The sequence below is a fragment of the Bacteroidales bacterium genome, assembly GCA_014860585.1.
Lineage (GTDB): Bacteria > Bacteroidota > Bacteroidia > Bacteroidales > 4484-276 > RZYY01.
The window spans coordinates 1-26,281 of the sequence record JACZJL010000148.1 but is presented as its reverse complement, the minus strand read 5'-3'; the positions used below and the strand labels follow the sequence as shown (position 1 = coordinate 26,281).

Annotated in this window: 24 protein-coding genes; 18 read left to right on the top strand and 6 right to left on the bottom strand. The window is 42.0% G+C overall.

Going from position 1 to position 26,281, the window contains the following annotated elements:
* Positions 1-241, top strand: a 241-nt coding sequence (locus IH598_15340) for a hypothetical protein (GenBank protein MBE0639890.1), incomplete at its 5' end; no start/stop codon positions are given.
* Positions 242-302: 61 nt separating this feature from the next.
* Here the strand turns inward: IH598_15340 and IH598_15335 are convergent.
* From IH598_15335 to IH598_15325, 3 genes are read right to left on the bottom strand one after another with little or no spacing between them, the layout of a single operon-like run.
* A complete protein-coding gene (locus IH598_15335; GenBank protein MBE0639889.1) occupies positions 303-1,280 on the bottom strand; it encodes a polyprenyl synthetase family protein in 978 nt (325 codons plus the stop codon).
* A 53-nt stretch (positions 1,281-1,333) separates the two neighbouring features.
* Positions 1,334-2,197 carry a glucose-1-phosphate thymidylyltransferase RfbA gene (gene rfbA / locus IH598_15330; protein MBE0639888.1) on the bottom strand — a complete coding sequence of 288 codons (864 nt, stop codon included), beginning with the start codon at positions 2,195-2,197 and terminating at the stop codon, positions 1,334-1,336.
* A gap of 53 nt (positions 2,198-2,250) precedes the next feature.
* Positions 2,251-4,653 (bottom strand): MMPL family transporter, encoded by a 2,403-nt coding sequence (locus tag IH598_15325; protein ID MBE0639887.1) that lies wholly within the window; start codon positions 4,651-4,653, stop codon positions 2,251-2,253.
* Positions 4,654-4,817: 164 nt separating this feature from the next.
* Between IH598_15325 and IH598_15320 the strand changes: the two genes are divergently transcribed.
* The 15 genes from IH598_15320 to IH598_15250 all read left to right on the top strand — a co-directional run bounded on the left by IH598_15320 (position 4,818) and on the right by IH598_15250 (position 22,009).
* On the top strand, positions 4,818-6,008 hold the full coding sequence (locus IH598_15320; protein MBE0639886.1) for a hypothetical protein: 1,191 nt from the start codon (positions 4,818-4,820) through the stop codon (positions 6,006-6,008).
* Positions 6,009-6,034: 26 nt separating this feature from the next.
* Positions 6,035-6,979 carry a hydroxyacid dehydrogenase gene (locus tag IH598_15315; protein ID MBE0639885.1) on the top strand — a complete coding sequence of 315 codons (945 nt, stop codon included), beginning with the start codon at positions 6,035-6,037 and terminating at the stop codon, positions 6,977-6,979.
* A 30-nt stretch (positions 6,980-7,009) separates the two neighbouring features.
* Positions 7,010-8,539, top strand: a complete 1,530-nt coding sequence (locus IH598_15310; GenBank protein ID MBE0639884.1) for a hypothetical protein — start codon at positions 7,010-7,012, stop codon at positions 8,537-8,539.
* A 95-nt stretch (positions 8,540-8,634) separates the two neighbouring features.
* Positions 8,635-11,580 (top strand): DEAD/DEAH box helicase, encoded by a 2,946-nt coding sequence (locus tag IH598_15305; protein MBE0639883.1) that lies wholly within the window; start codon positions 8,635-8,637, stop codon positions 11,578-11,580.
* A gap of 6 nt (positions 11,581-11,586) precedes the next feature.
* Positions 11,587-12,654 (top strand): trypsin-like peptidase domain-containing protein, encoded by a 1,068-nt coding sequence (locus IH598_15300; GenBank protein ID MBE0639882.1) that lies wholly within the window; start codon positions 11,587-11,589, stop codon positions 12,652-12,654.
* 333 nt (positions 12,655-12,987) lie between these two features.
* Positions 12,988-13,680 (top strand): hypothetical protein, encoded by a 693-nt coding sequence (locus IH598_15295; GenBank protein ID MBE0639881.1) that lies wholly within the window; start codon positions 12,988-12,990, stop codon positions 13,678-13,680.
* A 26-nt stretch (positions 13,681-13,706) separates the two neighbouring features.
* On the top strand, positions 13,707-14,954 hold the full coding sequence (locus IH598_15290; protein ID MBE0639880.1) for a replication-associated recombination protein A: 1,248 nt from the start codon (positions 13,707-13,709) through the stop codon (positions 14,952-14,954).
* A 41-nt stretch (positions 14,955-14,995) separates the two neighbouring features.
* Entirely contained in the window at positions 14,996-15,820 is an 825-nt protein-coding gene (gene kdsA / locus IH598_15285; protein ID MBE0639879.1) for a 3-deoxy-8-phosphooctulonate synthase, read from the top strand.
* 283 nt (positions 15,821-16,103) lie between these two features.
* Positions 16,104-17,420, top strand: a complete 1,317-nt coding sequence (locus IH598_15280; protein MBE0639878.1) for a pyridoxal phosphate-dependent aminotransferase — start codon at positions 16,104-16,106, stop codon at positions 17,418-17,420.
* Positions 17,421-17,536: 116 nt separating this feature from the next.
* Positions 17,537-17,761, top strand: a complete 225-nt coding sequence (locus IH598_15275) for a 4Fe-4S binding protein (GenBank protein ID MBE0639877.1) — start codon at positions 17,537-17,539, stop codon at positions 17,759-17,761.
* Positions 17,762-17,810: 49 nt separating this feature from the next.
* Positions 17,811-18,878 (top strand): 3-methyl-2-oxobutanoate dehydrogenase subunit VorB, encoded by a 1,068-nt coding sequence (locus tag IH598_15270; protein MBE0639876.1) that lies wholly within the window; start codon positions 17,811-17,813, stop codon positions 18,876-18,878.
* A gap of 2 nt (positions 18,879-18,880) precedes the next feature.
* Complete coding sequence (locus tag IH598_15265; GenBank protein ID MBE0639875.1) at positions 18,881-19,663, top strand: 2-oxoglutarate oxidoreductase; 783 nt, start codon at positions 18,881-18,883, stop codon at positions 19,661-19,663.
* Positions 19,664-19,735: 72 nt separating this feature from the next.
* Entirely contained in the window at positions 19,736-20,287 is a 552-nt protein-coding gene (locus IH598_15260; protein MBE0639874.1) for a 2-oxoacid:acceptor oxidoreductase family protein, read from the top strand.
* Between the two features lie 90 nt (positions 20,288-20,377).
* Positions 20,378-21,169, top strand: coding sequence for a TIGR02757 family protein (locus IH598_15255; GenBank protein ID MBE0639873.1), 792 nt, complete (start codon positions 20,378-20,380; stop codon positions 21,167-21,169).
* Positions 21,170-21,178: 9 nt separating this feature from the next.
* The gene (locus tag IH598_15250) at positions 21,179-22,009 is read left to right on the top strand and encodes an ion transporter (protein ID MBE0639872.1); all 831 of its coding nucleotides are present in this window, start codon (positions 21,179-21,181) and stop codon (positions 22,007-22,009) included.
* A 43-nt stretch (positions 22,010-22,052) separates the two neighbouring features.
* Here the strand turns inward: IH598_15250 and IH598_15245 are convergent, their stop codons facing one another.
* Positions 22,053-23,336 carry an MFS transporter gene (locus IH598_15245; GenBank protein ID MBE0639871.1) on the bottom strand — a complete coding sequence of 428 codons (1,284 nt, stop codon included), beginning with the start codon at positions 23,334-23,336 and terminating at the stop codon, positions 22,053-22,055.
* A 208-nt stretch (positions 23,337-23,544) separates the two neighbouring features.
* On the opposite strand from IH598_15245, the gene IH598_15240 reads away from it, so the two are divergent.
* Positions 23,545-24,090 carry a glutathione peroxidase gene (locus IH598_15240; protein MBE0639870.1) on the top strand — a complete coding sequence of 182 codons (546 nt, stop codon included), beginning with the start codon at positions 23,545-23,547 and terminating at the stop codon, positions 24,088-24,090.
* A gap of 78 nt (positions 24,091-24,168) precedes the next feature.
* Positions 24,169-25,014, top strand: coding sequence for a deoxyribonuclease IV (gene nfo, locus IH598_15235; GenBank protein MBE0639869.1), 846 nt, complete (start codon positions 24,169-24,171; stop codon positions 25,012-25,014).
* Between the two features lie 145 nt (positions 25,015-25,159).
* Here the strand turns inward: nfo and IH598_15230 are convergent, their stop codons facing one another.
* A complete protein-coding gene (locus IH598_15230; protein ID MBE0639868.1) occupies positions 25,160-25,471 on the bottom strand; it encodes a hypothetical protein in 312 nt (103 codons plus the stop codon).
* A 183-nt stretch (positions 25,472-25,654) separates the two neighbouring features.
* Positions 25,655-26,281, bottom strand: a 627-nt coding sequence (locus IH598_15225; protein MBE0639867.1) for a DUF1254 domain-containing protein, incomplete at its 5' end; no start/stop codon positions are given.

The following is a 26,281-nucleotide window of genomic DNA, read 5'->3' as shown; positions in this document are numbered from 1 at the left end:
TGGCGCCATTTCGCGTGCAGACTTCCAGGGAGATACTGAGAAAATATTCCGGGATGGTTCAATTGCCAACAGGTCAATATTTACATCCAAAACATTGCGAATTGGGAACATGACCCTTGAAAATATCGAATTTCAGGTTGACCACCAGATGACCGGACAGGTAATGATTGGAGAGATTACCTTTATGCAATTCGGCGAATTTGAAATAGACCAGGAGAACCTGCAAATCATTTTCAAATAATCTGTCGGTTCCGACACTTCCCGGGATTAGGTGCAAAACAATCAGGATTAATTAATACTGGCTAATGATCCCGTTTATAGAGCCACTCAGCGTAATCCACCAAAACGTTTTTCTTTAGCCGATCTGCTTTTACAGAATTCATTACCTGGATTGCCGTACCAAAAAATTTTCCCATCTCAGCAATTGCCTCATCTTTGATATTGTAACGATTGTAAATATCCATCACCTGCTTAATTTTTAAACCGGGGGGCAGGTCAGACGAAAATGAATACAAATTTATCAGGTTTGCGCGATCTTCATTGCTTGCCACTTCAAAGCATTTCAAATATAAAAAAGTCTTTTTGTTAGCCAGTATATCTCCGCCAATACTTTTACCAAATTTTTCTTCAGTCCCGTAAGTATCAAGCAAATCATCCTTTAACTGAAAAGCAATGCCGACGTTAATCCCAAAATCATAAAGCAGACCTGCCTGTTCTTCCTCAGCCTGGCTAATCAGCGCACCGATTTTCAGGCTTGCACCAAGCAGCACAGCAGTTTTCATTCTTATCATGTTGATGTATTCAGCAATAGTAACGTCGGGTCGGGTTTCAAAATCCATGTCATACTGTTGTCCTTCACACACTTCAATGGCTGTCTGTGTAAAAGTGTCGAGCAACTCTTTCAAACGTGGGTGATGTTTTGCTGCAAGATATCGGTATGTTAAGGCAAACATTGTGTCTCCGGAAAGTATAGCAACGTTGGAATTCCATTTTTTGAAAACGGTCTCTTTACCTCGTCTGAGAGGCGCTTTGTCCATAATGTCGTCGTGCAGAAGGGTAAAATTATGAAAAATTTCCAGTCCTACTGCAGCTTCAACAGCATCCTCAGCGATTCCTCCAAATAGTTCACAGGCAGCAAGTGTGAGTATTGGCCGTAGGCGCTTACCTCCCACCCCAAATGTGTACGAAATGGGTTCATAAAGTTTCTTTGGCTCGGCGGGTAGCATTATTTCATCCAACGCCTTATCAATCAGTGCTTTGTATTTTGCAAATTCCTTCATTTCAATCTTTTTCATGCAAATTACGATTAATTATCTGTAATCCGTTCTTTTAGTCATTTCTTTACCAATTTCAGCAAGTACTCCCCGTATCCGCTTTTCAAAAGTGGCTGCGCGATTTCCACCAGTTTATCATGATCAATAAATCCCATCCGGTACGCCACTTCCTCAATGCAGCCAATTTTCAACCCTTGTCTTTTCTCGATCACTTCGACAAACTGCGAGGCCTGGAGGAGCGATTCAAATGTACCGGTATCCAACCAGGCAGTCCCCCGGCTCAGTAATCCTACTTTCAATTTCCCATGCTCCAGGTAATAGCGGTTAACGTCAGTAATTTCGTACTCACCCCGTGCACTGGGTTTGATATTTTTGGCTACATCCACCACACTATTGTCGTAAAAATAAAGCCCCGGTACTGCAAAATTTGATTTTGGCAGCTTTGGTTTTTCTTCGATCGAAATGGCCTTGTTGTTCTTATCAAACTCCACCACACCATAACGCTCCGGGTCCGAAACATGGTAAGCAAAAACAACCCCACCCTGCGGATCATTATTTTCCTGCAATAGATTTTGCAAACCTGATCCGTAAAAGATGTTGTCGCCAAGAATCAGAGCGGCTTTTTCCTTACCTATAAATTCTTCGCCTAGCACAAAAGCCTGTGCAAGCCCATTGGGAATGTACTGCACCTTGTAACTGAAATTGCAACCAATCTGTGAACCGTCGCCAAGCAGCTTTTCGAAATTGGGCAGGTCGGTTGGTGTTGAAATTATCAGCACATCACGTATTCCAGCCATCATCAGTACCGAGAGCGGGTAATAGATCATCGGTTTATCATAGATGGGCATCAATTGTTTACTGATGGCCAGCGTTAAAGGATGAAGGCGGGTACCTGCGCCTCCGGCAAGAATAATACCTTTCATTATGTTTTGTTTTTAAACGTTATTAAATTCAAATATGATCTAAAAAATGCAGATCAGGCAATGCCTCTTGTGTCAATTGCTTCAATTTTCAGATCATCCAACTCAATATCAATTTCTTCATCAAATATCTCAAGCAATGGTTCAGAAAATCTCTTCGTTGTAATTCTCTTATCCATGGTCAACAACAACGAAGGCAGCACAAAAAGGTTAGACAATAAAGCCATCAGCAAAGTGAAAGCAATCAGGTACCCAAGTGCCTCTGTACCACCAAAGGAAGAAAGTGTAAAAATGATAAAACCGAAAAATAGCACTACCGAAGAATAAATCATGCTAAAAGCGGTTTCACGCAAAGCATTAATAACAGAAACTTTTATCGCCCATTGGTTAAGTCTGAGTTGAAGCCGGTAGCGGGAAAGAAAATGAATGGCGTTGTCCACCGAAATTCCCAATGCAATGCTGAAGATCAAAATAGTGGATGGCTTTACTGAAATCGCAAGGAACCCCATCATCGCAGCAGTCATTAGTTGCGGAATCAGGTTTGGCGCCATCGAAATGATAACCATCCTTGCAGAAGTGAAAAGGAGCGCCATCAGGATTGAAATGATAACCAATGCGAGTAAAAGGCTCATCAACAAATTGCTGACAAGATATTCGGTTCCTTTGAGGAAAACCACGCTGGTTCCGGTAATATCCACATCAAACTGATCAGGAGGAAAAATAGAATCAATGCGCGGAACCAGTTCATCCTTAATCCGCTGAATATCATTGGTTCCGATATTGGCCATTTGCACGCTTACTCTGGCCAGTTGCAAACTGGTATCCACAAATGAATTGACAAGTGTTCGCTGGTCGCTTTTCATATCTGGCACGTAACGCATAATGAAGTTTCGTTCCTGATTGTTAGGCAGGCTATACATGGCCTCATTCCCACCATAAAACGATTGTTTTGCAAATTTCACCACCTCAGCGATCGAAAGAGGCTTAGAAAGTTCAGGATACGCTGAAAGGACATTTTGCAGCGCATCAATTTTCCGAATATTGGACATTTGCAACACTCCCCTTTGCTTCCGTGTGTCAATGGAAATCTCAAGAGGCATTACCCCTTTTATGTTATCTTCAAAAAACATGAGGTCGCGATAGAGCGGATCTCTGTGAGGAATATCATCCACAATGTTGCCGGTCGTTTTAAGCAGCGAAATGCCATAAAAACCAAGTAAAGTCACTAATATGGTTGTAATGTAAATAGCATTTCGACGGTGCTGCACAATCAGAACAATTTTCTCCACCATTCGACTTACGATGCCAACTTCCAAATGATGGGTATGATTTGAAGAAGGGGCGGCCAGAAAACTGAAAAATATCGGGATGAGGAATAAAGTCATGAAATAAGCCACCATGATGCTGATGGAGGCCACCAGTCCAAATTCAATCAGCGACTGATTGCCTGTTACAATGAATGCAGCAAAACCGGCTGCAGTTGTAGTATTTGTCAGCAGGTTTGCGTTACCTATCAACATCACAATACGAGTAAGCGCCTTGATTTTGTTACCATGCCGGCGAATTTCGTATTGATACTTGTTGAGGAGAAATATACAATTTTCGACTACAATCACGATGAGCAATGGAGGAAGGATTCCTGTCAGAATGGTGATCTTGTAACCAAATAGATGAATGAAACCCATTACCCACACTACATTGATTACAACTATCAACATGGTAGCCGTAACAATTTTCCAGTTTCTGAAAAATATCATCAAAATAATCGAGGCAACAACCAAAGAGAGGATTACAAACAACAACAACTCGCTTTCGATTTTTTTGGCAGTGATGGTGCGAATATATGGAAGTCCTGAGTAATGAATGTTGAGGTTGTTGGTTTCAGCAAACTGATCACCGGCCTCTTTAATACTATAAATCAATCCGACACGATCGCGTGTATTCAGGACATCCCTGTCCAAAGTCACAGCCATCAGGGTAAAATGGCTATCTTTATTGAATAGCATACCTTCATAAAACGGAAGGGAGAAAACAACCTTTACAAGGCTGTCCAACTCCTCCTGACTTTTGGGTTTTTCAGAAAAAACAGGACGCATGTCAAATTTCTGCAGCGAGTCATTTTTGACCAGGTTATACAATTTTGAGATTGAAACCACTCCCTCAACCCCTTCGATTTGATGAATTTTTTCGGTCAGGTCGTACCAGTCGTTAAACTCCCCGACCTTGAAAAAATTTGTATCCTGAATACCAATAAAAATAACGCTTCCATCTTCTCCGAAGGTTTCTTTAAACTTGTCATAGACAATCCGGGTTTCGTCGGTGGGGGGAAGCATTTGGGTCATTTCATATGAAAGGCTGACCCGCCGGGCATTGTAACCCATATAAATAGTCAGCAGAGTGATCATCGCAAGATTCCAGTATCTTCTTCTCAATATCAACCGGGCCAGATATGTCCACATATCTTTTCTGTTTCTTTGGTATTAAAATTGTTCTTAAACTGCCCGATTTTTTTCTTAATCAGCAGATAATTTCAGGCTTCGAAAATAAGATTTTAATTCTTATGAACTGAAAATTGTTAGTTCAAATGCTTAAATGTTTTCCTGATGTATAAAATTTTATGATAATGGATACAACTATGAAAAAGATTATGAGCCTGTTAGCAGTCGTTTTTCTCCTCTCATGCTCCAATACAAACAAATTGATTGAGCAAAAGAAATATGACGATGCAGTGGATGCTCTTATCCTCACCTTACAGAAAAACCCCACCCACCCCGAAAAAATTGCCCAGCTTGATTATGTCATGATCGAGTCCTCAGGCGGTAACCTGGCAAACATTGAAAAGCTTAAATTATCGGGCCAGCCTGACATCTGGGATGATGTTCTGCTGCATTACCAGCAACTTGATAGCAGTCAGGATAAAATTAAAACACTTCCTGACACAACCCGACGGCTGATGCAATTTGTCCCCTCCGACTATTCCGCCTACATGCAACAGGCACGAAATAAAGCGACTATGTTTCACTATGCCACTGCTAAAAAACTATTGGAAACGGACTCCCACCAAAATCATCAGCAAGCATATGAAAATCTTCTGAAAGCAAATGAATTGACTCCTGGCTTCAAAGATGTGGAAGAATTGCTTGGCAATTTCAAAATGATTGTACCTGTCCACATTTTATACAAAGTGACGAACTCTTACACAGAATACCTTCCCAACGAACTGGAGAAGGAATTAAAATATCTCGACCTGTCATCACTTAACACTGAACGGTTTAAGTTTCACAAAAAACAGAACCAGGCAGATCAGTTCAATTACACCATCGAAATTGACATCAGGGATGTAAAAATTTCACCCGAAAACACCCGGGAAGTCTATTATGTCGAAACTGCCAAAGTTCAGGATGGAATTGGCTACAAGCTGGATGAAGAGGGTAATTTTATCTACGACAGCCTGGGACGAAAAATAGAATTTCCTTTACTAAAAACCATCGCCTGTTATGTTTCAGAAACTGTTAAAGAAAAGGCTTTACTCATTGGTGGCCAGGTGGAGATTAAAAATATGGTTACGGGAAAAGTTATTGCCAGCAGGAATATTTCCGGTGAAACTAAATTCTACAACCGCTCAGCCACTTTCAAAGGCGACCTCAACGCCCTGATGCCGGAGACAGTTGAACTGGTTGGCACCAAAGAAGAAGAATACCCAACCGACCTGGCAATGATACTTCGCGCCAGTGACAGGTTCAAATTTAATGCAGTGACTTTTATACTCAATGAAATGAACAAACTAAACAGCGATCTGACCAAAATTGAATAATTTCGTGGCCAAATCATCTCTCATCTATGGCCAGACCAAAAGTCCTTTTTATTGATACTGTTCATCCGGTTTTACAACAAGATCTTACTGATCTTGGTTTTCAATGCGATTATTTCGAGAACTACTCAACCGCTGATTATCACCTTGTAATCCAACAATACACCGGGATTATCATTCGAGGCAAAATCCTGCTTGACAAAACTATTCTGAGCAAGGCTGCACAACTGAAATTCATTGGCCGGGTTGGCGCAGGCATGGAAAATATAGATGTAGAGTATGCTGAATCACATGGTATTCAATGTCTTAATGCCCCCGAAGGCAATCGAGATGCCGTGGGTGAACACACGCTCGGCATGCTGTTGATGCTGCTCAACAACCTCAGAAAGGCTGACAGGGAAGTAAGAGAAGGCATCTGGATCAGGGAAGGCAACCGGGGTGTCGAAATTGAAGGGAAAACAGTCGGGATAATTGGCTATGGGAATATGGGTGGAGCATTTGCAAAACGACTTGCCGGCTTTGGTGCAAAAGTGATCGCCTACGATAAGTACAAATCCCAATTCACAGACCAATATGTTGAAGAATCAACGCTGGAACAACTTTTTGAAAAAACGGACATCCTGAGCCTCCACATTCCACTGACTGAAGAAACGACCTTCCTGGTTGATGATCAGTTTATCAACCAATTTAAAAAGAACATTTACCTGATCAATACCTCCCGCGGCAAAGTGCTGAAAACCGCTGATCTGGTGAAAAATCTTAAATCCGGGAAGGTAAAGGGCGCAGCCCTTGATGTGATCGAATATGAAAAACTATCATTCGAAGGCATCAACAAAGCAAATCTGCCCGAAGATTTCAAATACATTGTACAATCGGATCATGTTGTCTTATCACCTCACATCGCCGGCTGGACACATGAATCCAACTACAAAATGGCCAAAGTGATTGTAAATAAAATCAAGGACCTACTTTAATTCAGCAAACCATTTTATTCAAATTTCAAAATGAAAAAATCAATTGCCCTTCGAATCAATGTGGTCATTTTTATGTTCATGTGTTCTTTCCAAATTGATGCTCAGGTCCCTTCATGGGTGGATTTTGACAGTCGCCGGCAAAACTACCCTGCTGACTTCTACCTCACTGGCTTTTCCAGTGCAAAAAGAGAAGCATCAAAATCGATTGATGAGCAGTTTCGTGTCCTCAATGATTTTGCCAGGGCTGAACTAATTGAGAGTATCAGTGTGACTGTAACAAGTCAAAGTCTGTTATTTTCAGAAGAAAATACCAACACCTACAGAGAAAATTTTACCCAAACCACGGTTTCATTTGCCAACGCAGAGCTAACCGGGCTGAAATCGGAAACGTGGGAAGACAAAAAGGGGAAACAATTGTATGCATTTGTTTATGTCAGGATTTCGGATTTGCGAGATTTCTATGAAACCTCGCTGAATCAGAAGCGGGAGACGGTTGTAATGCTTTTGAATGAAGCTGAACAATACCGGGCAGAAAATAAAAATGAATCTGCCCTGAAGTCATACCGCGATTGTCTTCCATTGCTTGCTGAAATCGAGAGCGGATCAGCCATTGTTCAGGCACTCACCAGACAGGTTCACCAGGGTGATTTACAGCAGCTCACCGCACAGGTGCGCCGGGGATTAGAAGAAATTTCAAACATCGTAGCTACGAACCCTGACGAAGCATCCAGTATTCTCGCTGATGCTATTGCCTCAGCACTGAAAGAAAAAAACGTAATCCTTCAGGTATTCCCCTTTACATACCAGGATAGCCGAATGGCTGCGAACTTTTCCGGAGCATTTCTTCCATTGTTAAAGCAAAAAATCATTGAGAAAAAGATTTCCGTTGTTGAACCTTCAGCTAACATTGAGCACTCCGCAGTTGACGCTTTACTGACCGGTGTTTACTGGGTTGAAAACGACCGGTTACGACTGATTGCAACGGTTTGCAGCTTAAGTGGCTCTCTAATTGCAGGCGCCGAAGCTTTGCTGGCAAAAGACTGGTTGGTAAAAAACAATCTGAGCTGGCTCCCTGAGAAGTTTGAAGAAGCCGGCGCCAGGAATAAAGTTTTTACGGAAAATGAAATCGTAGGTGGAGGATTGAACCTGGAATTGTTGACGAACAAAGGAAATGAGAATCTTCTGTTTGCTGAAAATGACACCCTGTTGCTGTACGTCCGGACGAATCATGAGTGCTACCTGCGGTTTGTTTATTACATGGCCGATGGATCAAAAGTACTGCTGATGAACGATTATTATGTCAATTCGGATCAAGTCAATAAAGTAGTTCAGATTCCTGAAACTTTCATCTGCGCCGAACCCTTTGGTAGCGAAATGCTGGTGCTTAACGGGCAAACAAGTCCGTTCCCTCCTTTGAAAACTACGACCAGCTACGGCTACACTTTTATCGAAGATGACGTGAAAACGATCGTTGCACAATCACGCGGATTCAAAAGAGTAAGCAACCAGACATTAAACGGCGAAAAGAGACTTATTATGAATACAATTGGATCAAAATAACTCAAGGACACACTCATGAGTTGAAAAAATTTCCTCTTTACCATTTTCTGTACCCAATTCTCCCCTTATCTTTGCCGGTTTAGCATTCGATCACTATGAGGCGCTTTTTTGCAGTCTTAATTCAGGAGCATAAAAAGTTCGGGCAGGTACTCTACCCTTTCCTTTTAGAGGATTCTGGTAAGAACTATTTTGATATCATTGACAGGATTTCGATGGTAAATCTTGATCATTACCACTCTTTACTGTCGATCGGCAAATTAGAAATTGTAATGCTGGTGGAGGAATATAATGACCTGCATATTACTAAACGGTTTACAAACCAAAGGATTTCAGCACGTGACTTTGTTAAAAAAGTTGAACCGGAATATGTAGCCAAATTCATCCGACCATTTATCGAAAAACAAATGGCGAAGTGTATTGCAATAATGGCTGCCGAAAAAATCCCAATGTTTTTCCGTGAAACCAAGAATGTGGTTTATAGAGCCGATGAAGTAAAAGTGGAGTCCGAACCTGCCAAGATTGTTTTCAACTTCATCAAAATGCCTCACGAAACCCACTATTTTCAAACCATCCGCCACAACGAAAACGTGATTTCACTCACCGGAAAAAGCGGTATGATTATTACCAACAAACCGTGTTGGTTATTGCTGGATCGACATCTTTTCCATTTTACTGAAGAAGTAGACGGCAAAAAACTGGAAATTTTTTTCAACAAGGAATTTATCTCCGTACCCGAACGCATCGAGAAAGAGTATTACTCAACATTCGTAAAGAAGTGCATACGCGATTTTCCGGTTTATACCGAAGGCATCAGCATCAAGGAAGTAATTACGGATAAACGGGCGGCGCTCTCTTTGGAAAATGACCTGCAGGGATTGCCGGGATTGTTTTTATATCTGATTTATGGCGAAAAAACATTTACACCCAATCAGACCTCTCAGGTATTTGTCAAATTCAACGGCGATATCTCTTCGCCTGCATTTGAAATCCTGAAAAGAGATAAAACCTTTGAAAAACTGGTAGAGGAAAGTTTGACCCAAATGGGCTTGGTTGCTGCCGGCGAAAATAAATTTCTTGTTGACACCGCACTTTACCCTGAGCGGCAAACCAACAAATATGCCCTGGTCAACTGGTTGAACCAAAACACAAAAAAGTTGACGGAAAAAGGTTTTGAGATCAGACAGGAGTTGGGTAATGCCAATTATTACACCGGTTTTGTTGAAATGGAGATTGGTCTGAATGAAGATAACGATTGGTTCGACATCCACGCTATTGCCCGGTTTGGAGAAGAATTTGAGATTCCAGTCTTCAAATTGCGTAACCATTTGATTGAGGGCATCAGGGAGTACTTGTTACCCGACGGACGCATCGCTATTTTGCCTGAGGAATGGTTTGTCAAATATACAGGATTAGTAACGTTCGGTGTAAAAACCAAAAACGGAATTCGGGTTCACAAAACACGAACGTCGCTTGTTCAGGAGGCTTTTGACGAAAAACTGAAGCAGAGTATTGTCACACTTGAAGAGATAGGCAGGAAAATGTTGGCTAAAAAACCACAGATTCCTGAAGGGTTGAAAGTCGAATTGCGATCGTATCAAAAGGAAGGATTTCAATGGTTTGAATTTTTAAAGAAATACCGGCTTGGGGGCTGTCTTGCCGACGATATGGGATTGGGTAAAACTTTGCAAACCATTACCCTGCTTTTGCAGCGGAAAAATGAATTGCATGGGCAGCAAAAAATATTACCCACGGCAACAAGTCGGGGGCAGCTGGTTTTATTTTCTGATCCGGAGCCTGGTCAATTTATTGCAAAGCCATCGCTGGTCGTCATGCCAGCCTCGTTAATCCATAACTGGGTGAATGAAATAAATAAGTTTGCACCTGGTCTGATGTACTTAAATTACACCGGCCCGCAGCGATTTGATCTGGTCGAGAAATTTAATCAGGTAAACCTGATCCTCACTACTTACGGTACAATCCGGAATGATCTGAAAGAGTTGGAAGCTTTTAATTTTGACTACATTATCCTTGATGAAAGCCAAATCATCAAAAACCCACAGTCAAAAATTGCACGCAGTGTGCTGAAACTCAATTCCAGCTTTAAAATTACCCTAAGCGGCACACCTATTGAAAACAATCTCACCGACCTATGGTCGCAGATGAACTTTCTCAACCGGGGACTTCTCGGCGACCAGGCATTTTTTAAACGCTACTTCGCTAACCCTATTGAAAAAAACGGGGACAAAGAGCGGCTCGAAAAGTTACAAACACTCATCAGACCAATGATTCTTCGCCGGACAAAAGCTGAGGTTGAGAAAGAATTGCCCGACCTGATTGAGGATTTCATTTTCTGCGAAATGACAACAGAGCAGCAAAAATTTTATCTTGAAGAAAAATCAAGCATCCGCAATTATATCCTTGAAAGTATAGAGCGGGAGGGCTCATCAAATGCTGCTATCGTCGTGTTGCAGGCGCTTACCAGACTTCGGCAAATAGCTAACCACCCAATCCTGATAAATCCAGATTATAAGTATGGTTCGGGGAAATTTGGCGAAGTAATCCGTAACATCGAAACCTTGGTCAGCGGTGGACATAAAGTACTGGTGTTCTCGTCCTTCGTCAGGCATCTTGAAATTTTCGCTGCATATTTCATCGAAAACAACATCGGATTCAGCATGCTTACCGGCAAAACACAAAACCGGGAGGAAGTGATCACGCGATTTCAAAAGGAATCTTCGCGGAATGTTTTTTTAATTTCAATTAAAGCCGGTGGTGTTGGGCTTAATCTAACGCAGGCGGGTTATGTGTTTCTGCTCGAACCCTGGTGGAATCCGGCCGTGGAACTGCAGGCCATCAGCCGTTCGCACCGCATCGGGCAGTCCAGCCATGTGTTTGCTTACCGTTACATTACACTCGGGACAATCGAAGAAAAAATCCTTAGGTTGCAACAAAAAAAGTCGCGACTGAGTGAAATGTTTATTCGGTCAGATAATCCGATTAAACATCTTAACGTTAATGATATCAAAGAATTGATCGATTAAAATCAAATGTTCAACATTATCTCCAACATGAATCTCCGCTGGTCTCTAACATTTTTCCTGATTGCTTTGACACTGCTTTCATTTATTGGATGCCGTCAAAGTGCTTTGCAAAAAGCTATTCCAGTAACCCATGAAGATCAGTATCACAGCGAATTGCCCATAAAAATGGCCTCTGTTGATATGGATCAGATTGCCGGGAGTGTGAAAAAGCTCTTTTGTATTGTGGAGTACGATGTTTACCATTTTGATGAATCGGACAAGATGAACAGGGAAAAACTCAGTCAGATCAACCTGAAACGGAGCAATGCAAGGCGAACGGCTTTTAATGAATCGGTGCATGGTACAGCTACTGTTTTGCAAAACAACCGCTATGGAATGGTACTTCTCACCTGTGCACACATTGTCTCAAACCCTGATACAGTCATCTCTTTTTACGCCAGCAATTCAAGAGAGGGTATTATCGAAAGCATTGCGATTAAAAAAACACAGATGAATTTTATCAGAGATAATGAAACCAACATTCTGTTGCGTATCCTCGCCATCGACCAAAAGCCCGATGTGGCCTTCCTGGGCAGCGATTCTCCCAGCGATGCAGCTGACGTACAGGCGTTCAGGTATTTAGTGGGCAATGCAAACGCACTACACTGGGGCACACCTGTTTATCTTATGGGATTTCCAGGCGGTCACCAGATGCTGACAAGGGCAGTGGTTGGCAACCCCAATCCTTCGACAAGTGGCGATTTTATTGTAGATGCCACCTTTAACCCAGGAGGAAGCGGCAGTCTGATTCTTGCCCTCAGTGAAAATGATCAGCTTTTTGAGCTGGTCGGAATCGCCAAATCGGCCTCAGCAACATTCAGTAACATCATCAGACCAGAAAAGGAAAGCCACCAGGAAACCTATAACCCCAATTTGCCTTATGAAGGTGATCTTTTTGTCACACGCGTGAAAAACATCAATTACGGCGTCACCTTTGCTACTTCTATCAATACAATCCGGGATTTTTACATTCAGCATCGCAAATCACTCACTCGCGAGGGTTACAATCTCGATGAGTTTTTTAGTTTAAAATAGGGCTTCAATTTCGCTTTTAGAATTCAGAAAAAGCTCCCGGCATGTGGATTTCCTGCCAATAGTTATTCTTAATTGGTATTTAGTCTCTGCCAGAAAACTCTTAAAGTTGAAAATCAGATTCAGGGTGTTCTCTTGCTAACATTATGTAGGCGCTTATCAACTTTTTCATTCGATAAAAATTCGGAAATTTGCATCCTGGCAGGTGTCAGGAAAAAGTTCAGTTTTGCTTGCGACTATACCCAATTTTATTTGAATAAATACCTCAAATGACAAACTATCGTTAATTATTTTCATGGTTTTAAAATGTTAATCTAAAGTTTTAATGATATGAAGATGATCAAATTTTTATTACTTCTTGTACCGGTACTCCTGTTAGCCAATTGCACTGGAAATAAAGATAAACAAGGTGAAAATGGAGAATCACAGGTGATTGTTCCTCCATCAAAAACAAATAGTTCCGGAGTTCAGCAAAATGTGATGAAAACGGATGCTAAACCAGGATTTGCCAACAAGTTCGATCGGGGGAAAGCGAAACGCGAATCCATCGTGGACAAATTTGACCAAAACGGTAATCTTATTGAACGGACTGAAAACGACTATGATAACCAGGGAAACATCAGCCGTAAAAACCGTTACACCTATCGTTACGACGAACGTCAGCGAAGGGTTGAGCAAAGGTTTTATCAATTTACACCTGATGAAAGACCGGTGATGTCGAATGTTAACTACATCAAATACAACGACAAAGACTGGAAAATTGAGAATCTTTTTATTGGTTATGATGAGAACGGAAACGAAACTTCATGGGCAAAAAATGTATATAAACACAACGCTGAAGGCAAGGTAATTGAAGATGTGACGTCGAACAAGCAAGGTTTCCCAACTTACAAGATTAACTACAACTGGGTGGGTGATGACCTGGTCAGCGAGAGCTTTATTTACTACGATGGAGCAGGCGGAGTGACGGATAAGAAAACGCTGAAGTACAACGAAGCAGGGACAGTAATCGAAACCATTGACGAGTAGTGCAACAACAAAAACCACTCGCTGAAATGCTCAGACCTGCAACCCTCGAAGGTTACATTGGCCAGGAGCATTTACTGGGTCAAAATGCCATTCTTCGGAGGAGCATCGAATCAGGGAATATCCCTTCGATGATACTTTGGGGTCCTCCAGGTGTGGGAAAGACAACTTTAGCCTTTATTATTTCAAATACCCTTAACCGGCCATTTTATACCTTAAGTGCTGTCAGTTCAGGGGTTAAGGAAGTCAGAGAAGTCATTGAACGTGCACGCTCCGAACAAAATGCCATCCTGTTTATCGACGAAATCCACCGGTTCAGCAAATCACAGCAGGATTCTTTGTTGGGCGCCGTGGAAACCGGTATCATCACACTGATTGGCGCCACAACAGAAAATCCTTCTTTTGAAGTCATCTCCCCGCTACTTTCACGTTGCCAGGTCTATATCCTGCGATCGCTGGAAAAGCAGCACCTTGAGCTATTATTAAAACTGGCGGTTGAAAAACTCGAAACAGCTACCGGGAACAAGATCAAAATCATCGAAAATGAAGCCCTGCTCAGAACTTCAGGAGGAGATGCCCGAAAGCTTTTTAATGCCATCGAGCTGGTTGTGAAAGTAAATTCAGGGAAAGGGCAAACAGAAGTACAAGTTACCAATGATTCGGTTCTACAGGCAATTCAACAGAATCTTGCACTGTATGATAAAGCCGGTGAACAGCATTACGACATCATTTCAGCATTCATCAAATCGATGCGCGGTAGCGATCCCAATGCTGCCGTTTATTGGCTTGCACGCATGATCGAAGGTGGCGAAGACCCTAAATTTATTGCCCGCAGAATGCTGATCCTTGCCTCCGAAGATATTGGAAATGCCAACCCGAATGCACTTCTGCTGGCCAATGCCTGCTTTGATGCCATTAACAAAATAGGCTGGCCCGAAGGGAGGATTATACTCTCTCAGACTGCAGTTTATCTGGCAACCTCTGCAAAAAGCAATTCAACTTACCTGGCCATAGATGAGGCGCTTGATCTGGTGAGAAAAACCGGAAACCTGCCTGTACCTCTCCACCTGCGTAATGCCCCTACCCGCCTGATGAAAGAAATTGGATATGGAAAAGATTACAAATATGCACACCAGTTTGACGATAATTTTATTGACCAGGAATTTTTGCCCGAGAAAATAAAAGGAACCCGGTTTTATGATCCGGGAAAAAACAGCCGGGAAGAAGAGAGCAGGAAATGGCTGAACAAGCGCTGGGGTAAAAAATATGGTTATTGATTATTTGTCGACTTTTGCAAAACATACCAAACCAATGAGACATGAAAGAAAAAATTATACTCAATATCCCAAGAATCAAGCATATCAATTCCGGAAATTTCTTTTTGATGGCTGGACCCTGCGTGATCGAAAATGATCAGATGCCTTTTCAAATTGCCGAAAAACTACTTGCCATCACTACCCAATTGAAAATCCCTTTTATTTTCAAAGCATCCTACCGCAAGGCCAACCGAACCAAAGCCGACTCATTCACAGGTATCGGGGATGAGCATGCACTTGAACTCCTTAAAAAAGTTGGTGAAACCTTCGATATTCCAGTGGTTACTGACATACACACGAGCCGGGAGGCGGAGCTGGCCTCCGGATATGTTGATGTTTTGCAAATACCTGCTTTCCTTTGCAGGCAAACAGAGTTACTCGTCGCGGCTGCAAATACAGGTAAGACGATCAATATCAAGAAAGGGCAGTTTCTCTCACCCGAAGCCATGAAATTCGCAGTGGATAAAATCAGAAACGCAGGCAATGAGAACATCATTTTAACAGAACGAGGAACTACTTTTGGCTACCAGGACCTGGTGATTGATTTCAGGGGGATTCCAGTGATGCAGCAAAATAATGTTCCGGTCATACTCGATTGTACACACTCACTCCAACAGCCAAACCAACCAGCAGGCGTTACAGGTGGACGCCCTGATCTAATCGAGACTGTGGCTAAAGCAGCAATAGCAGTCGGAGCTGATGGTCTTTTCATCGAAACACATCCTAACCCTGCGCAAGCACTCTCTGATGGCGCCAATATGCTTAAACTGGATTTTATGGAAATATTGCTGGAGAAGTTGTTGAAGATAAGATTAGCGGTGAGATAAATGAGAGGATAGGCATTAATTAGCAGTTTGGATATTTAGAAAAATCTGATTTTTGTGAAATTTAAGCCATTGAAAACCATAACAACCTAAAAGTTCCTGAAGTCTGTCAACAACAACGACAGCCCTTTCACCCTTCCCCCCACCCTGACTCCTTTTTTAAAATCTTTACAAATTAGCACAAAACTAAAAATTCCTGAAATTTAGGTTTTTTCGGTACTTATTTTTAATATTTTTGTTCCTCTCTTAACAAGCGATTTATTCATTCTACTAAAGTATTGATTCAATGAAGAATACACCACTAAATTACGAGATTGTGAAAAGAATAATCTCAGAAAGCGGGATTCCCAAGATCGGTGACGCCTCCATCCGGGAAATTAAAAAACTGGTTGACCAGATTGAAAAGGCTACAAATGAGAAATTTGTCAGAATGGAAATGGGGATACCAGGCCTTCCTCCTGTTAAAATTGGTGTTGAAGCACAAAAGGAAGCGCTCGACAGGGGGGTGGCTGCCATTTATCCTGACATTTTCGGTGTGCTGCCTTTGAAAAAGGAAATCGCAAAATTTGTAAAAAACTTCATGAATGTGGATGTCAGCGAAGAGGGATGTATTCCTACTGTCGGATCAATGCAGGGAAGTTTTGCCGCTTTTATGACACTAAACCGGATGTATAAAGAGCGCGAGGGAACGCTTTTCATCGATCCGGGATTTCCGGTTCACAAGCAGCAACTCAGGGTGATGGGACAAGGATGGGAGTCATTCGATGTGTATGATTACCGCGGTGAAAAGCTTCGCGATAAGTTGGAGTCTTATCTGAGCACAAACCGCTTTTGCAGCATTTTGTATTCCAATCCCAACAACCCGTCCTGGATCTGCTTCACCGACCAAGAGCTCCGTATAATCGGTGAACTGGCCAACAAACACAATGTGATTGTTATCGAAGATTTGGCCTACTTTGCCATGGATTTTCGCAAGGATTACTCCAAACCGGGGCAGCCACCTTATCAGCCATCTGTTGCCAACTACACCAACAACTTTGTTTTACTGATCTCCAGCTCAAAAGCATTTAGCTATGCAGGTGAACGGATTGGCATGATGGTGATCTCCGACAAATTGTTCCAGACCAAAGCGCCTGACCTGCTGCGTTACTATCGTTCGGACAACGTCGGTGTGGCCATGATTTTCGGGACAATGTATTCACTAAGCTCAGGTACAAACCATTCATCACAATATGCTCTGGCTGCCATTTTAAAGGCCGCTAATGAAGGAAAGTTTGATTTCGTGGAAATCGTGAAAGAGTATGGCGAAAAGGCGAAGATTATGAAGAAAATATTTATTGACAACGGTTTCAGGATTGTCTATGATAAAGACATTGACCAACCAATTGCCGACGGGTTTTATTTCACCTTCTCCTATCCCGGTTATTCCGGCGCCGACCTTTTGAATGAGCTGCTTTATTACGGCATCTCTGCCATCACTCTCGACATCACAGGAAGCGAGCGTCACGAAGGGATCCGTGCATGCGTTTCCTTGGTGCAACGCAGTCAGTTTCCGGTGCTGGAATCACGATTGAAAATGTTTCATGAAAACCATAAAAGTTGATTAAAATCATTACAAATTAGTCACGAAATCAGACTTCAAAGGGTTTGATTGACCGAAAAGGTATAATTTCGTGGTTTCATTTAAAATACAGTTCTCAACTAAAAAAATATCTGATCATGGCTAAAGTTCAAGGAGCTATCGTCGTTGACAAGGAACGCTGCAAGGGTTGCGAAGTATGCGTGCCCTCTTGCCCGACCCAGGTCATCGAACTGGCAAAAGAGGTTAACGGGAAGGGATATCACTACGCATATATGGCCCATCCGGATGCATGCATCGGCTGTGCTAATTGCGCTATCGTCTGCCCCGACGGGGTTATTACAGTTTACAAAGTAAAAAAATAACGGATTTATCAGAATTAAATCAAGATAAGAAATGGGTGAATTAAAGTTAATGAAAGGAAATGAGGCCATAGCCGAAGCAGCTATCCGTGAAGGTGTGGACGCATATTTCGGTTATCCGATCACGCCTCAGTCAGAAGTGCTTGAATACCTGATGCAGGAAAGACCCGAGGAGCGGACAGGTATGGTTGTTTTGCAGGCAGAAAGTGAGCTTGCAGCCATCAACATGGTTTATGGGGCCGCTTCCACCGGAAAGAAAGTCCTGACCACATCATCAAGTCCGGGCATCAGTCTCTATCAGGAAGGCATCAGTTATATTGCAGGAGCAGAATTACCCTGTGTCATAGCAAATGTTGTGCGCGGAGGACCAGGACTTGGAACGATCCAGCCATCACAGGCAGACTATTTTCAGTCCGTCAAGGGAGGCGGGCACGGAGATTACAAACTCTTCACCCTTGCCCCGTCATCAGTACAGGAGATGGCAGATTTTGTCGGATTAGGTTTCGAAATGGCCTTCAAATACCGAAACCCGGTTATGATCCTCACAGACGGAATGATTGGGCAAATGATGGAAAAAGTTGAACTTAAGGAGCAAAAACCACGTTGGACTGCAGAAGAAATTATTTCGATGCATGACAGCTGGGCAACTACCGGTAAACCAATCACCCGCGAACACAATATCATTACTTCTCTCGATCTTGACTCGGCCAGGCAAGAGCAGCACAATATACATTTGCAATCGAAATACCGTCAGATGGAAGCTGAAGAAGTAAGATATGAAACTTTCGATGTTGATGATGCTGAATACCTCATTGTTGCGTACGGTTCTAGTGCACGTATTTCACAGAAATCCATTGTGCTGGCGCGCGAAAAAGGAATTAAAGTCGGGCTGCTGAGACCAATTACTTTATTCCCTTTTCCTGTAAAACCTCTTGCTGAATTGGCGCCAAAACTTAAAGGTATCCTTTCGGTAGAGATGAGCGCCGGTCAGATGATCGAAGATATAAAACTGGCCGTCGAATGTAAAGTCAGGGTAGTGCATTTTGGCCGTTATGGTGGTATGATTCACTCACCTGAAGAAGTGCTGAAAGCTTTAGAACAAAAATTGATCGGAGGTTAATCATGGATATAAAAGACATCATTAAAGAAGAAAATCTGGTGTATAAAAAAACTGATCTTATGACTGGTAAAGTGCTTTCGTACTGCCCGGGTTGCGGGCATGGCACAGCACACAGGATTATCATGGAGGTCATTGAAGAAATGAATGCACAATCCCAAACCATTGGCATTGCGCCTGTTGGTTGTTCTGTGCTGGCTTACGAATTCATGAATATCGACATGATCCAGGCTGCACACGGACGGGCCCCTGCAGTGGCCACCGGCGTTAAACGCATCTGGCCTGACAAGTATGTTTTCACCTACCAGGGTGATGGCGATCTTGCAGCTATCGGAACCGCCGAAACCATACATGCTTGTAACCGGGGTGAATTTATTACTATCATTTTCATCAATAATGGAATTTATGGCATGACTGGCGGACAAATGGCGCCAACTACGTTGGAGGGGATGAAAACATCTACCTCCCCCTATGGACGCGACCTGCCTTCGATGGGGAACCCGCTCAAAATCACCGAACTGATTGCCCAATTGCCGGGAACTTACTTTGTTACACGCCAGGCTGTCCACACACCAGCAGCGGTGCGCAAAGCAAAAAAAGCCATTCAAAAAGCATTTGACGTTCAAAAAGAGAAAAAAGGACTTTCATTCGTCGAGATCGTTTCAAACTGTAATTCCGGATGGAAACTACCTCCGGTAAAAGCCAACCAATGGATGGTTGACAATATGTTCCCATTCTACCCGATGGGTGATATTAAAGTGGATGGAGCGTTGGTGAAAAGTACCTAAAGCACTTAGATTGCTTTAAGTATCTATTAAAAACGATTGATTAGCAAAGCAATATATAAAACAAACAAAAACATGACAGAAGAAATTATCATCGCAGGTTTTGGCGGGCAAGGGGTACTATCCATGGGAAAAATTCTTGCCTATTCCGGAATAATGCAAAACCAGGAAGTATCATGGATGCCATCCTATGGCCCGGAAATGCGCGGCGGTACTGCAAATGTCACCGTAATCGTCAGCGACGAACGGATCAGTTCACCGATCCTCAACTTTTACGATACCGCCATCATTCTCAATCAGCAGTCGATGGACAAGTTTGAGAAAACAGTCAAACCGGGCGGTTTGCTTCTCTACGATCCAAATGGCATTGTCCACCACCCAACCCGGAAAGACATCAAAATCTTCAGGATTGAAGGTGCTCAACTGGCTGCTGAGATGGGAAATACCAAGATTTTCAATATGATTGTACTGGGAGCTTTTCTTAAATTAAAACCCATTGTGAAACTCGAAAATGTGATTCGCGGTTTGCAGAAATCCATTCCGGAGCGCTACCACAAGTTGATCCCAATGAACGAAGCCGCCTTGAAAAAAGGAATGGAAAATCCGGTTGAACTGAAAATAGCCTGATCTTCTTCAAATTACTTTTTAAGAAAGCCGATTTACAGAAATATCATACCTCAAAGTTTCAATATGAACACTTTGAGGTTTTTTTATGCCATGGAAAAATCCGAAAGTATCAGTACTACAGACCAACTCAAACTGCACCTCGACCAAAAGGTGGTTCAGTACAATGCTATCCAATTCATTGAAACCGATCCCATTTCAATCCCACATCAGTTCACAAAAAAAGAAGATATCGAAATTTCCGGGTTCCTTGCAGCAACCCTTTCCTGGGGACAGCGTGTCACGATCATCAACAATGCAAAAAAGCTGATGGTTTGGATGGATCATCAACCCCATGACTTTATCCTGAACTTTTCGGAGAAAGATTTAAAGCCTTTCCGCAAATTTGTTCATCGCACATTCAATGGCGAGGATTGTGAATATTTCCTCTGGGCTTTGAAGAACATTTATCAGCACTACGCTTCGCTGGAGAATGCTTTTACAAAGAATTTTACAGCATCTGAACCAAACACAAAGAAGGCGATCATCAACTTCAGGAACCGGTTTTTTGGTTTTCAACCAGTTCACCGTGCTCAAAAACATGTGGCCGATCCTGCAAAAAATGCCTCAGCCAAGCGATTGAATATGTTTATGAGATGGATGGTTAGAAAAGATGATGCAAGGGTGGATTTTGGGATCTGGAATAAAATCAAACCATCGCAACTCATTTGCCCACTCGACACCCATTCCGGCCGGGCAGCCCGCAAACTTGGACTTCTCAACCGAAATGCAAATGACTGGCAGGCTGCTGAAGAACTCACAGCCAGCCTGGCAAGATTTAATCCTCAAGACCCGGTGAAATATGACTTTGCTTTATTTGGACTTGGGGTTTTTGAAAAGATTTAATTTTGTGCCATGAGCACTCAAAAATTCAAAAGAAACTGGCGTGACCAATGGTACAGGATAGTTTTCCATGCTGACACACCGGAAGGCAGGCTATTTGATGTGGTACTGCTTATATTAATTGTCTTAAGCGTTATGGTTGTCATATTCGACAGTGTCCCTTCGTTTCGTGAAAAATTCAAGCTTGAATTTAACCTCCTTGAATGGTGTTTTACGATAATTTTCTCTGTAGAATACATCTTCCGGATCATCATCAGCCGAAAACCGCGAAAATACATACTCAGCTTTTACGGCATTATAGATTTTATTTCGGTAATACCGACCTATGTAAGCATCCTATTAGCCGGAAGTCACTACTTAAGCGTAATCCGTATTCTGAGGATGTTGAGGATTTTCAGGATTTTGAAATTGACCCGTTTCATGAAAGCATCCCATGTATTGGTCGTATCCCTTAAACAAAGCCGGTACAAAATCATTGTCTTTTTTGAAGTATTAATTACTACAGTGGTCATCATGGGATCATTGATGTACGTAATCGAAGGACCTGAAAATGGCTTTACGAGCATTCCTACAAGTATTTATTGGGCCATCATAACATTGACAACCGTTGGCTTTGGTGATATTACCCCCAGCACTCCCCTTGGCCAGTTCCTTGCTTCCTTTATTATGATTCTGGGCTATTCAATCATTGCGGTTCCCACCGGCATTATTTCGGCAGAAATAGTAAAGGCCGGTAATAAACCAGACCGCCCAACCAAATGCAGTGAATGTCACAGCGTTTCGCATGATGAAGATGCGCTCTATTGTAAATACTGTGGAAAATCACTCACTGGTGGTGAATGAAATCGAGGTTAGCCTGAAATATCCCAGGCCATCATTCAACCTGTCAATGATGCTGGCACTTAAAAGACCAGGTGAGTATTGCCACTGCAACCAATGTTAAAATGATACCGAATGAAAATGCCGTAGTAAAACCGTATTTTTCATAAACCCAAATTCCAAAAAGGGGAGCAAACAGAGCACGCACACCGGTCAGGAACAAATGAGTTGACTGATAAATATCCGCCTCCTCCACTTTCCCAAAATAAGCCGAACCAATGTTCCAGAGCAGGACCATCGTACCGGCAAAAACACCATGGAAGAGCACATAAGCGATCAGGGTAAAATAGAGTTTGATTCCCAAAAACTCGACATAATTTGAAAAGTACTGTGTCATCATCAGGAAAAACAAATAAAGTGCAAGCGATAAAAAGGTAAAAACACCAAACTTCCTGGGGTCAATTTTTCCGATTATTTTACCAAAAAATGGAAGCATTAAGATGGCCAGGATGTTATAGGCATTCTTGTAAAAAGCCACACTGGAGTAATTGAGGTCAAGTGCATTGTAAAAAAAGATCGTCATCAGAGGCGCCGTCAGCATAAAAGCAAAGCCATAAAACATGAAACTCACTTCAAAATGCAGGTAAGGCTTGTTAGTCCTTATGATAAGGTACATATTTGATACTGAACGCATAACAGACTTCCGAATATTTTCCTTTACCAATATAACCTCTGGTGGTGTGTAGTTAATTTTCGACAATAAAAATATGGAAAAGATGCCGAGAATTGCGGCAACCGGTAAAACCCAGGCAAAGGCGTAATTGTCGTAATCAAGCAACAAACCATACAAAAAAGTGATGACCAGCAGTACGATTTTATTCACTGAAGTAACGATACTGTAAAGTTTCCCAAAGTTCTGATGTTTATAATTTGCCCTGAGCAGTAAATTAATCGTCGGATTGATAACTGGAGCTGCAAGGGAATACATAAGAAAAATACCAAGGAAAATGAGGTGATACAGAGAACTACCATGATACATTTCGGGTGATCGTGGAAAGAAAAACAGGAGCATGAGCGGCAGCCTTGTGATGACTCCCACATACTGCAGAAAAACCCTGCGTTTGCGTATCCTTTTTAAAAACTCATTGACAAAAAGCAGCAGTAAAAACACGAGCATGCTGAACTGAAAAAGCACAGCCACCTGGTAATTTGACCCAAGCATACTTTTTATGAAAACAAACTCATTGAGCGCCAAAACCGCAAGTACAAATCCCTCGATGATCGAGTAGGCCATATGAAGGCGGAACGTTCGGCGCTCTTCACAACAAATATCTAATCGTAACAATTTCATCAATTGGGGAATTTATTGCCGTTGAAACGGTCGCAAAGATAGATCAATCGTAAGTGATTACAGTTATAAATGAGAATCCATGCATAGCGCAACAGGAAACCGGGGCAAGTAAAGGTTAAAGCTTAGAAATGATCAAATAATGATTTTTGCATGTTGAACAATCTGCCCGGAAACAGCGTTCTAATGCATAATTTAAACAAAATAAAACATGAAATACAACCTGTTATTAACGTTAAGTTTGCTGATTTCGATGATCGCATTTAGCCAAACTAAAAAAACATTCCACGATTTTACGGTCGAAACTTTGACCGGCGATAAATTTGATCTTTCCTCCCTCAAAGGGAAAAAAGTTCTCGTTGTAAATACTGCATCCAAATGTGGTTTAACTCCTCAATATGAAGGGCTGCAAGCACTTTACGCAAAATATGGCGGCGACAATTTTACGATCATTGGCTTCCCTGCCAACAACTTCATGAACCAGGAACCGGGTACGGCCGAAGAGATTATGGAATTTTGCACAGCCAATTACGGCGTCGAATTTCCGATGATGGCTAAAGTATCAGTGAAAGGCGACGACATGTGCGAAGTGTACAAATGGTTGACAAGTAAGGATAAAAATGGTGTTTTGGACTCCGAGGTGGGCTGGAATTTTCAAAAGTACCTGATTGATGAGAATGGCCACTTGGTTGATATGGTTTCACCCCGGGTGAAGCCTGACGATCCAAAAATTATTTCCTGGATCGAAGGAAAATAATCGAACAAAAGTAAATTTGCCCCCACCCTGTTGATTTTGAGACCGTGGGGGTTTCTTTTTTTAATAAAAATTATTGATATGAAAAGAGTTGGAGCGCATGTGAGTGCATCGGGAGGAGTAGAAAATGCACCGGAAAATGCGCATAAAATTGGGGCGAAAGCATTTGCTTTGTTCACAAAAAATCAAAAACAGTGGTACTCCTCGCCGTTAACCAAAAAAAATATCGAGGAGTTTAAAGCCAATGTCATCAATCTCGGATTTTCACCGGAGCACATACTTCCACATGACAGCTACCTGATCAACCTCGGGCATCCGGAAGAAGAAGGTTTGACCAAATCACGCGTTGCTTTTGAAGACGAAATGAAACGCTGCGAGCAGTTAGGCATCCGGTTGCTAAATTTCCATCCCGGAAGCCACCTGGGTAAAATCGACCCTGAACAAAGTCTGCTCAGGATTGCAGCGTCCATTAATATTGCTTTGAGCAAAACCAACGGCGTTACAGCGGTGATAGAAAACACTGCCGGTCAGGGAACCAATCTGGGTTACCAATTTGAACAACTGGCATTCATCATAGCCCATGTGGAGGATAAAAGCAGAGTCGGCGTCTGCCTTGATACCTGCCACTCATTTGTTGCCGGTTATGACATTAAAACCCGTGAAGGTTTTGAAGCAACCTTCCGGAAGTTTGACGAAATTGTTGGAATGAAATACCTCAAAGCCCTGCACCTGAACGATGCCAAGAAAGATTTAGGATCAAAAGTTGACCGCCACGAGAGTATCGGACAGGGAACCATCGGGCTGGACACTTTCCGGTGGATTATGAACGACCCCCGTTTTGACGAAATCCCCATGATCCTCGAAACTCCCAACGAAGACATCTGGGCTGAAGAGATCAGCCTTTTATACAGCCTGATCGAAAGTTAAGCAGCACCCTGCGTGTATGGATTTTTGGTGAAAAATAGTTGCTGACGGTTGCCTTTCATTAATATTTCGTAAGATCAACATTTTAGTTCTTTTTTTTGACGACTCTTGAGCCGACTATAGGTTAAGTAGGTTGTCACAAGGTGCTCTATTTTACATTTTTTCTCTTATCTATTTGAATTCCAAATGTAAATAATAGTCTTATGAAAAACGTCAAAATCAAAACCTCGACAATTATGCTAAAATAAAATGCGAAATCAGAACCTCCACCGTATCCAATTCCATAGGGGATAATTACTGGAATAAAGAATAACATGTCCAGAAATTCCAAAACTCCTGAATCCGATTCTGGTAAATCTAAAACAAAGCTGTAGAGAAAGGAAAATCCAATTACAACTGTTGAAATGAATATTGAAATTGAAGTCTTGCTAATGAAAAGGTTTCTACTAATTTTATTCAATGTGTTTTGTGGTTAAAGTATCTGAATTAAGATTGCAATTATTATGGCAATAATCATAACTCCTATTAATATTCCATACCTTTAGTCATCTCTTGTCATTCTTATCAAGCAAATTGTAGCCCTTTAGTGCCATATTTAGTTTTTCAAAGTTCAGCAAAATTGCTGCTTTGTTTCACTTACCAGTTAAAATAGCCTTAAAATCGGCGCCGCTTGGGTTTTGGTTAACGGGAAATTGGTTAACAGTCTGTACCAACTGCTGTTTTCATAATATGGTTCATCATGACGTGGTTCTATTTGGTTAGCTTTACACATCAGCTCACCCAAATTGGCTCCTTCCGTTAGAATCGTTTTTAGTTTTTCTGAAGGATTAAAGGGTTGGCCATTTTCAATACCCAGATATTTTAAGTAGGTATAGAAAATTTTATCTTCTTCCTTCTGCGGCTCATTTTGAATAAACTGATGCACCAATTTAAAATACTTTAAGCCCCTGGATGGCATCCCCTCAAAACGTTTGTCGGTATTGGAAATGAATTTTGCTGGCTTTGAAATCTCTCCATATTTGCCAACAAGAAAATTCTCTTTCATCTTTTTGATTTCCGCTTCATCAGTGGACAGAAACCGTGTGCCAATCATTATTTTATTGGTTGTAGAGTTGATAACAAAGTACCCTTTGGTATTTAGTTTTGAAGCATCATACCCATTTGGAAGGATAAGATATTTGCCGCCCTTGCCCTTATCAGCACCCATTAATCCTAAATCGCCCAAGGAAAGTTGGTAAAAATCCACTATCCCTCCGGCAGAAGCACCAGC

Bases quoted from the DNA above. Each gene is read 5' to 3' on its own strand.
- kdsA (MBE0639879.1), top strand. From the start codon at position 14,996: ATGAAAGAAAAAATTATACTCAATATCCCAAGAATCAAGCATATCAAT.
- IH598_15240 (MBE0639870.1), top strand. From the start codon at position 23,545: ATGAAATACAACCTGTTATTAACGTTAAGTTTGCTGATTTCGATGATC.
- rfbA (MBE0639888.1), bottom strand. From the start codon at position 2,197: ATGAAAGGTATTATTCTTGCCGGAGGCGCAGGTACCCGCCTTCATCCT.
- IH598_15305 (MBE0639883.1), top strand. From the start codon at position 8,635: ATGAGGCGCTTTTTTGCAGTCTTAATTCAGGAGCATAAAAAGTTCGGG.
- IH598_15320 (MBE0639886.1), top strand. From the start codon at position 4,818: ATGGATACAACTATGAAAAAGATTATGAGCCTGTTAGCAGTCGTTTTT.
- IH598_15295 (MBE0639881.1), top strand. From the start codon at position 12,988: ATGATCAAATTTTTATTACTTCTTGTACCGGTACTCCTGTTAGCCAAT.
- IH598_15245 (MBE0639871.1), bottom strand. From the start codon at position 23,336: ATGAAATTGTTACGATTAGATATTTGTTGTGAAGAGCGCCGAACGTTC.
- IH598_15260 (MBE0639874.1), top strand. From the start codon at position 19,736: ATGACAGAAGAAATTATCATCGCAGGTTTTGGCGGGCAAGGGGTACTA.
- IH598_15310 (MBE0639884.1), top strand. From the start codon at position 7,010: ATGAAAAAATCAATTGCCCTTCGAATCAATGTGGTCATTTTTATGTTC.
- IH598_15270 (MBE0639876.1), top strand. From the start codon at position 17,811: ATGAAAGGAAATGAGGCCATAGCCGAAGCAGCTATCCGTGAAGGTGTG.
- IH598_15280 (MBE0639878.1), top strand. From the start codon at position 16,104: ATGAAGAATACACCACTAAATTACGAGATTGTGAAAAGAATAATCTCA.
- IH598_15250 (MBE0639872.1), top strand. From the start codon at position 21,179: ATGAGCACTCAAAAATTCAAAAGAAACTGGCGTGACCAATGGTACAGG.
- IH598_15335 (MBE0639889.1), bottom strand. From the start codon at position 1,280: ATGAAGGAATTTGCAAAATACAAAGCACTGATTGATAAGGCGTTGGAT.
- IH598_15325 (MBE0639887.1), bottom strand. From the start codon at position 4,653: ATGTGGACATATCTGGCCCGGTTGATATTGAGAAGAAGATACTGGAAT.
- IH598_15290 (MBE0639880.1), top strand. From the start codon at position 13,707: ATGCTCAGACCTGCAACCCTCGAAGGTTACATTGGCCAGGAGCATTTA.
- IH598_15255 (MBE0639873.1), top strand. From the start codon at position 20,378: ATGGAAAAATCCGAAAGTATCAGTACTACAGACCAACTCAAACTGCAC.
- IH598_15275 (MBE0639877.1), top strand. From the start codon at position 17,537: ATGGCTAAAGTTCAAGGAGCTATCGTCGTTGACAAGGAACGCTGCAAG.
- IH598_15315 (MBE0639885.1), top strand. From the start codon at position 6,035: ATGGCCAGACCAAAAGTCCTTTTTATTGATACTGTTCATCCGGTTTTA.
- nfo (MBE0639869.1), top strand. From the start codon at position 24,169: ATGAAAAGAGTTGGAGCGCATGTGAGTGCATCGGGAGGAGTAGAAAAT.
- IH598_15265 (MBE0639875.1), top strand. From the start codon at position 18,881: ATGGATATAAAAGACATCATTAAAGAAGAAAATCTGGTGTATAAAAAA.
- IH598_15300 (MBE0639882.1), top strand. From the start codon at position 11,587: ATGTTCAACATTATCTCCAACATGAATCTCCGCTGGTCTCTAACATTT.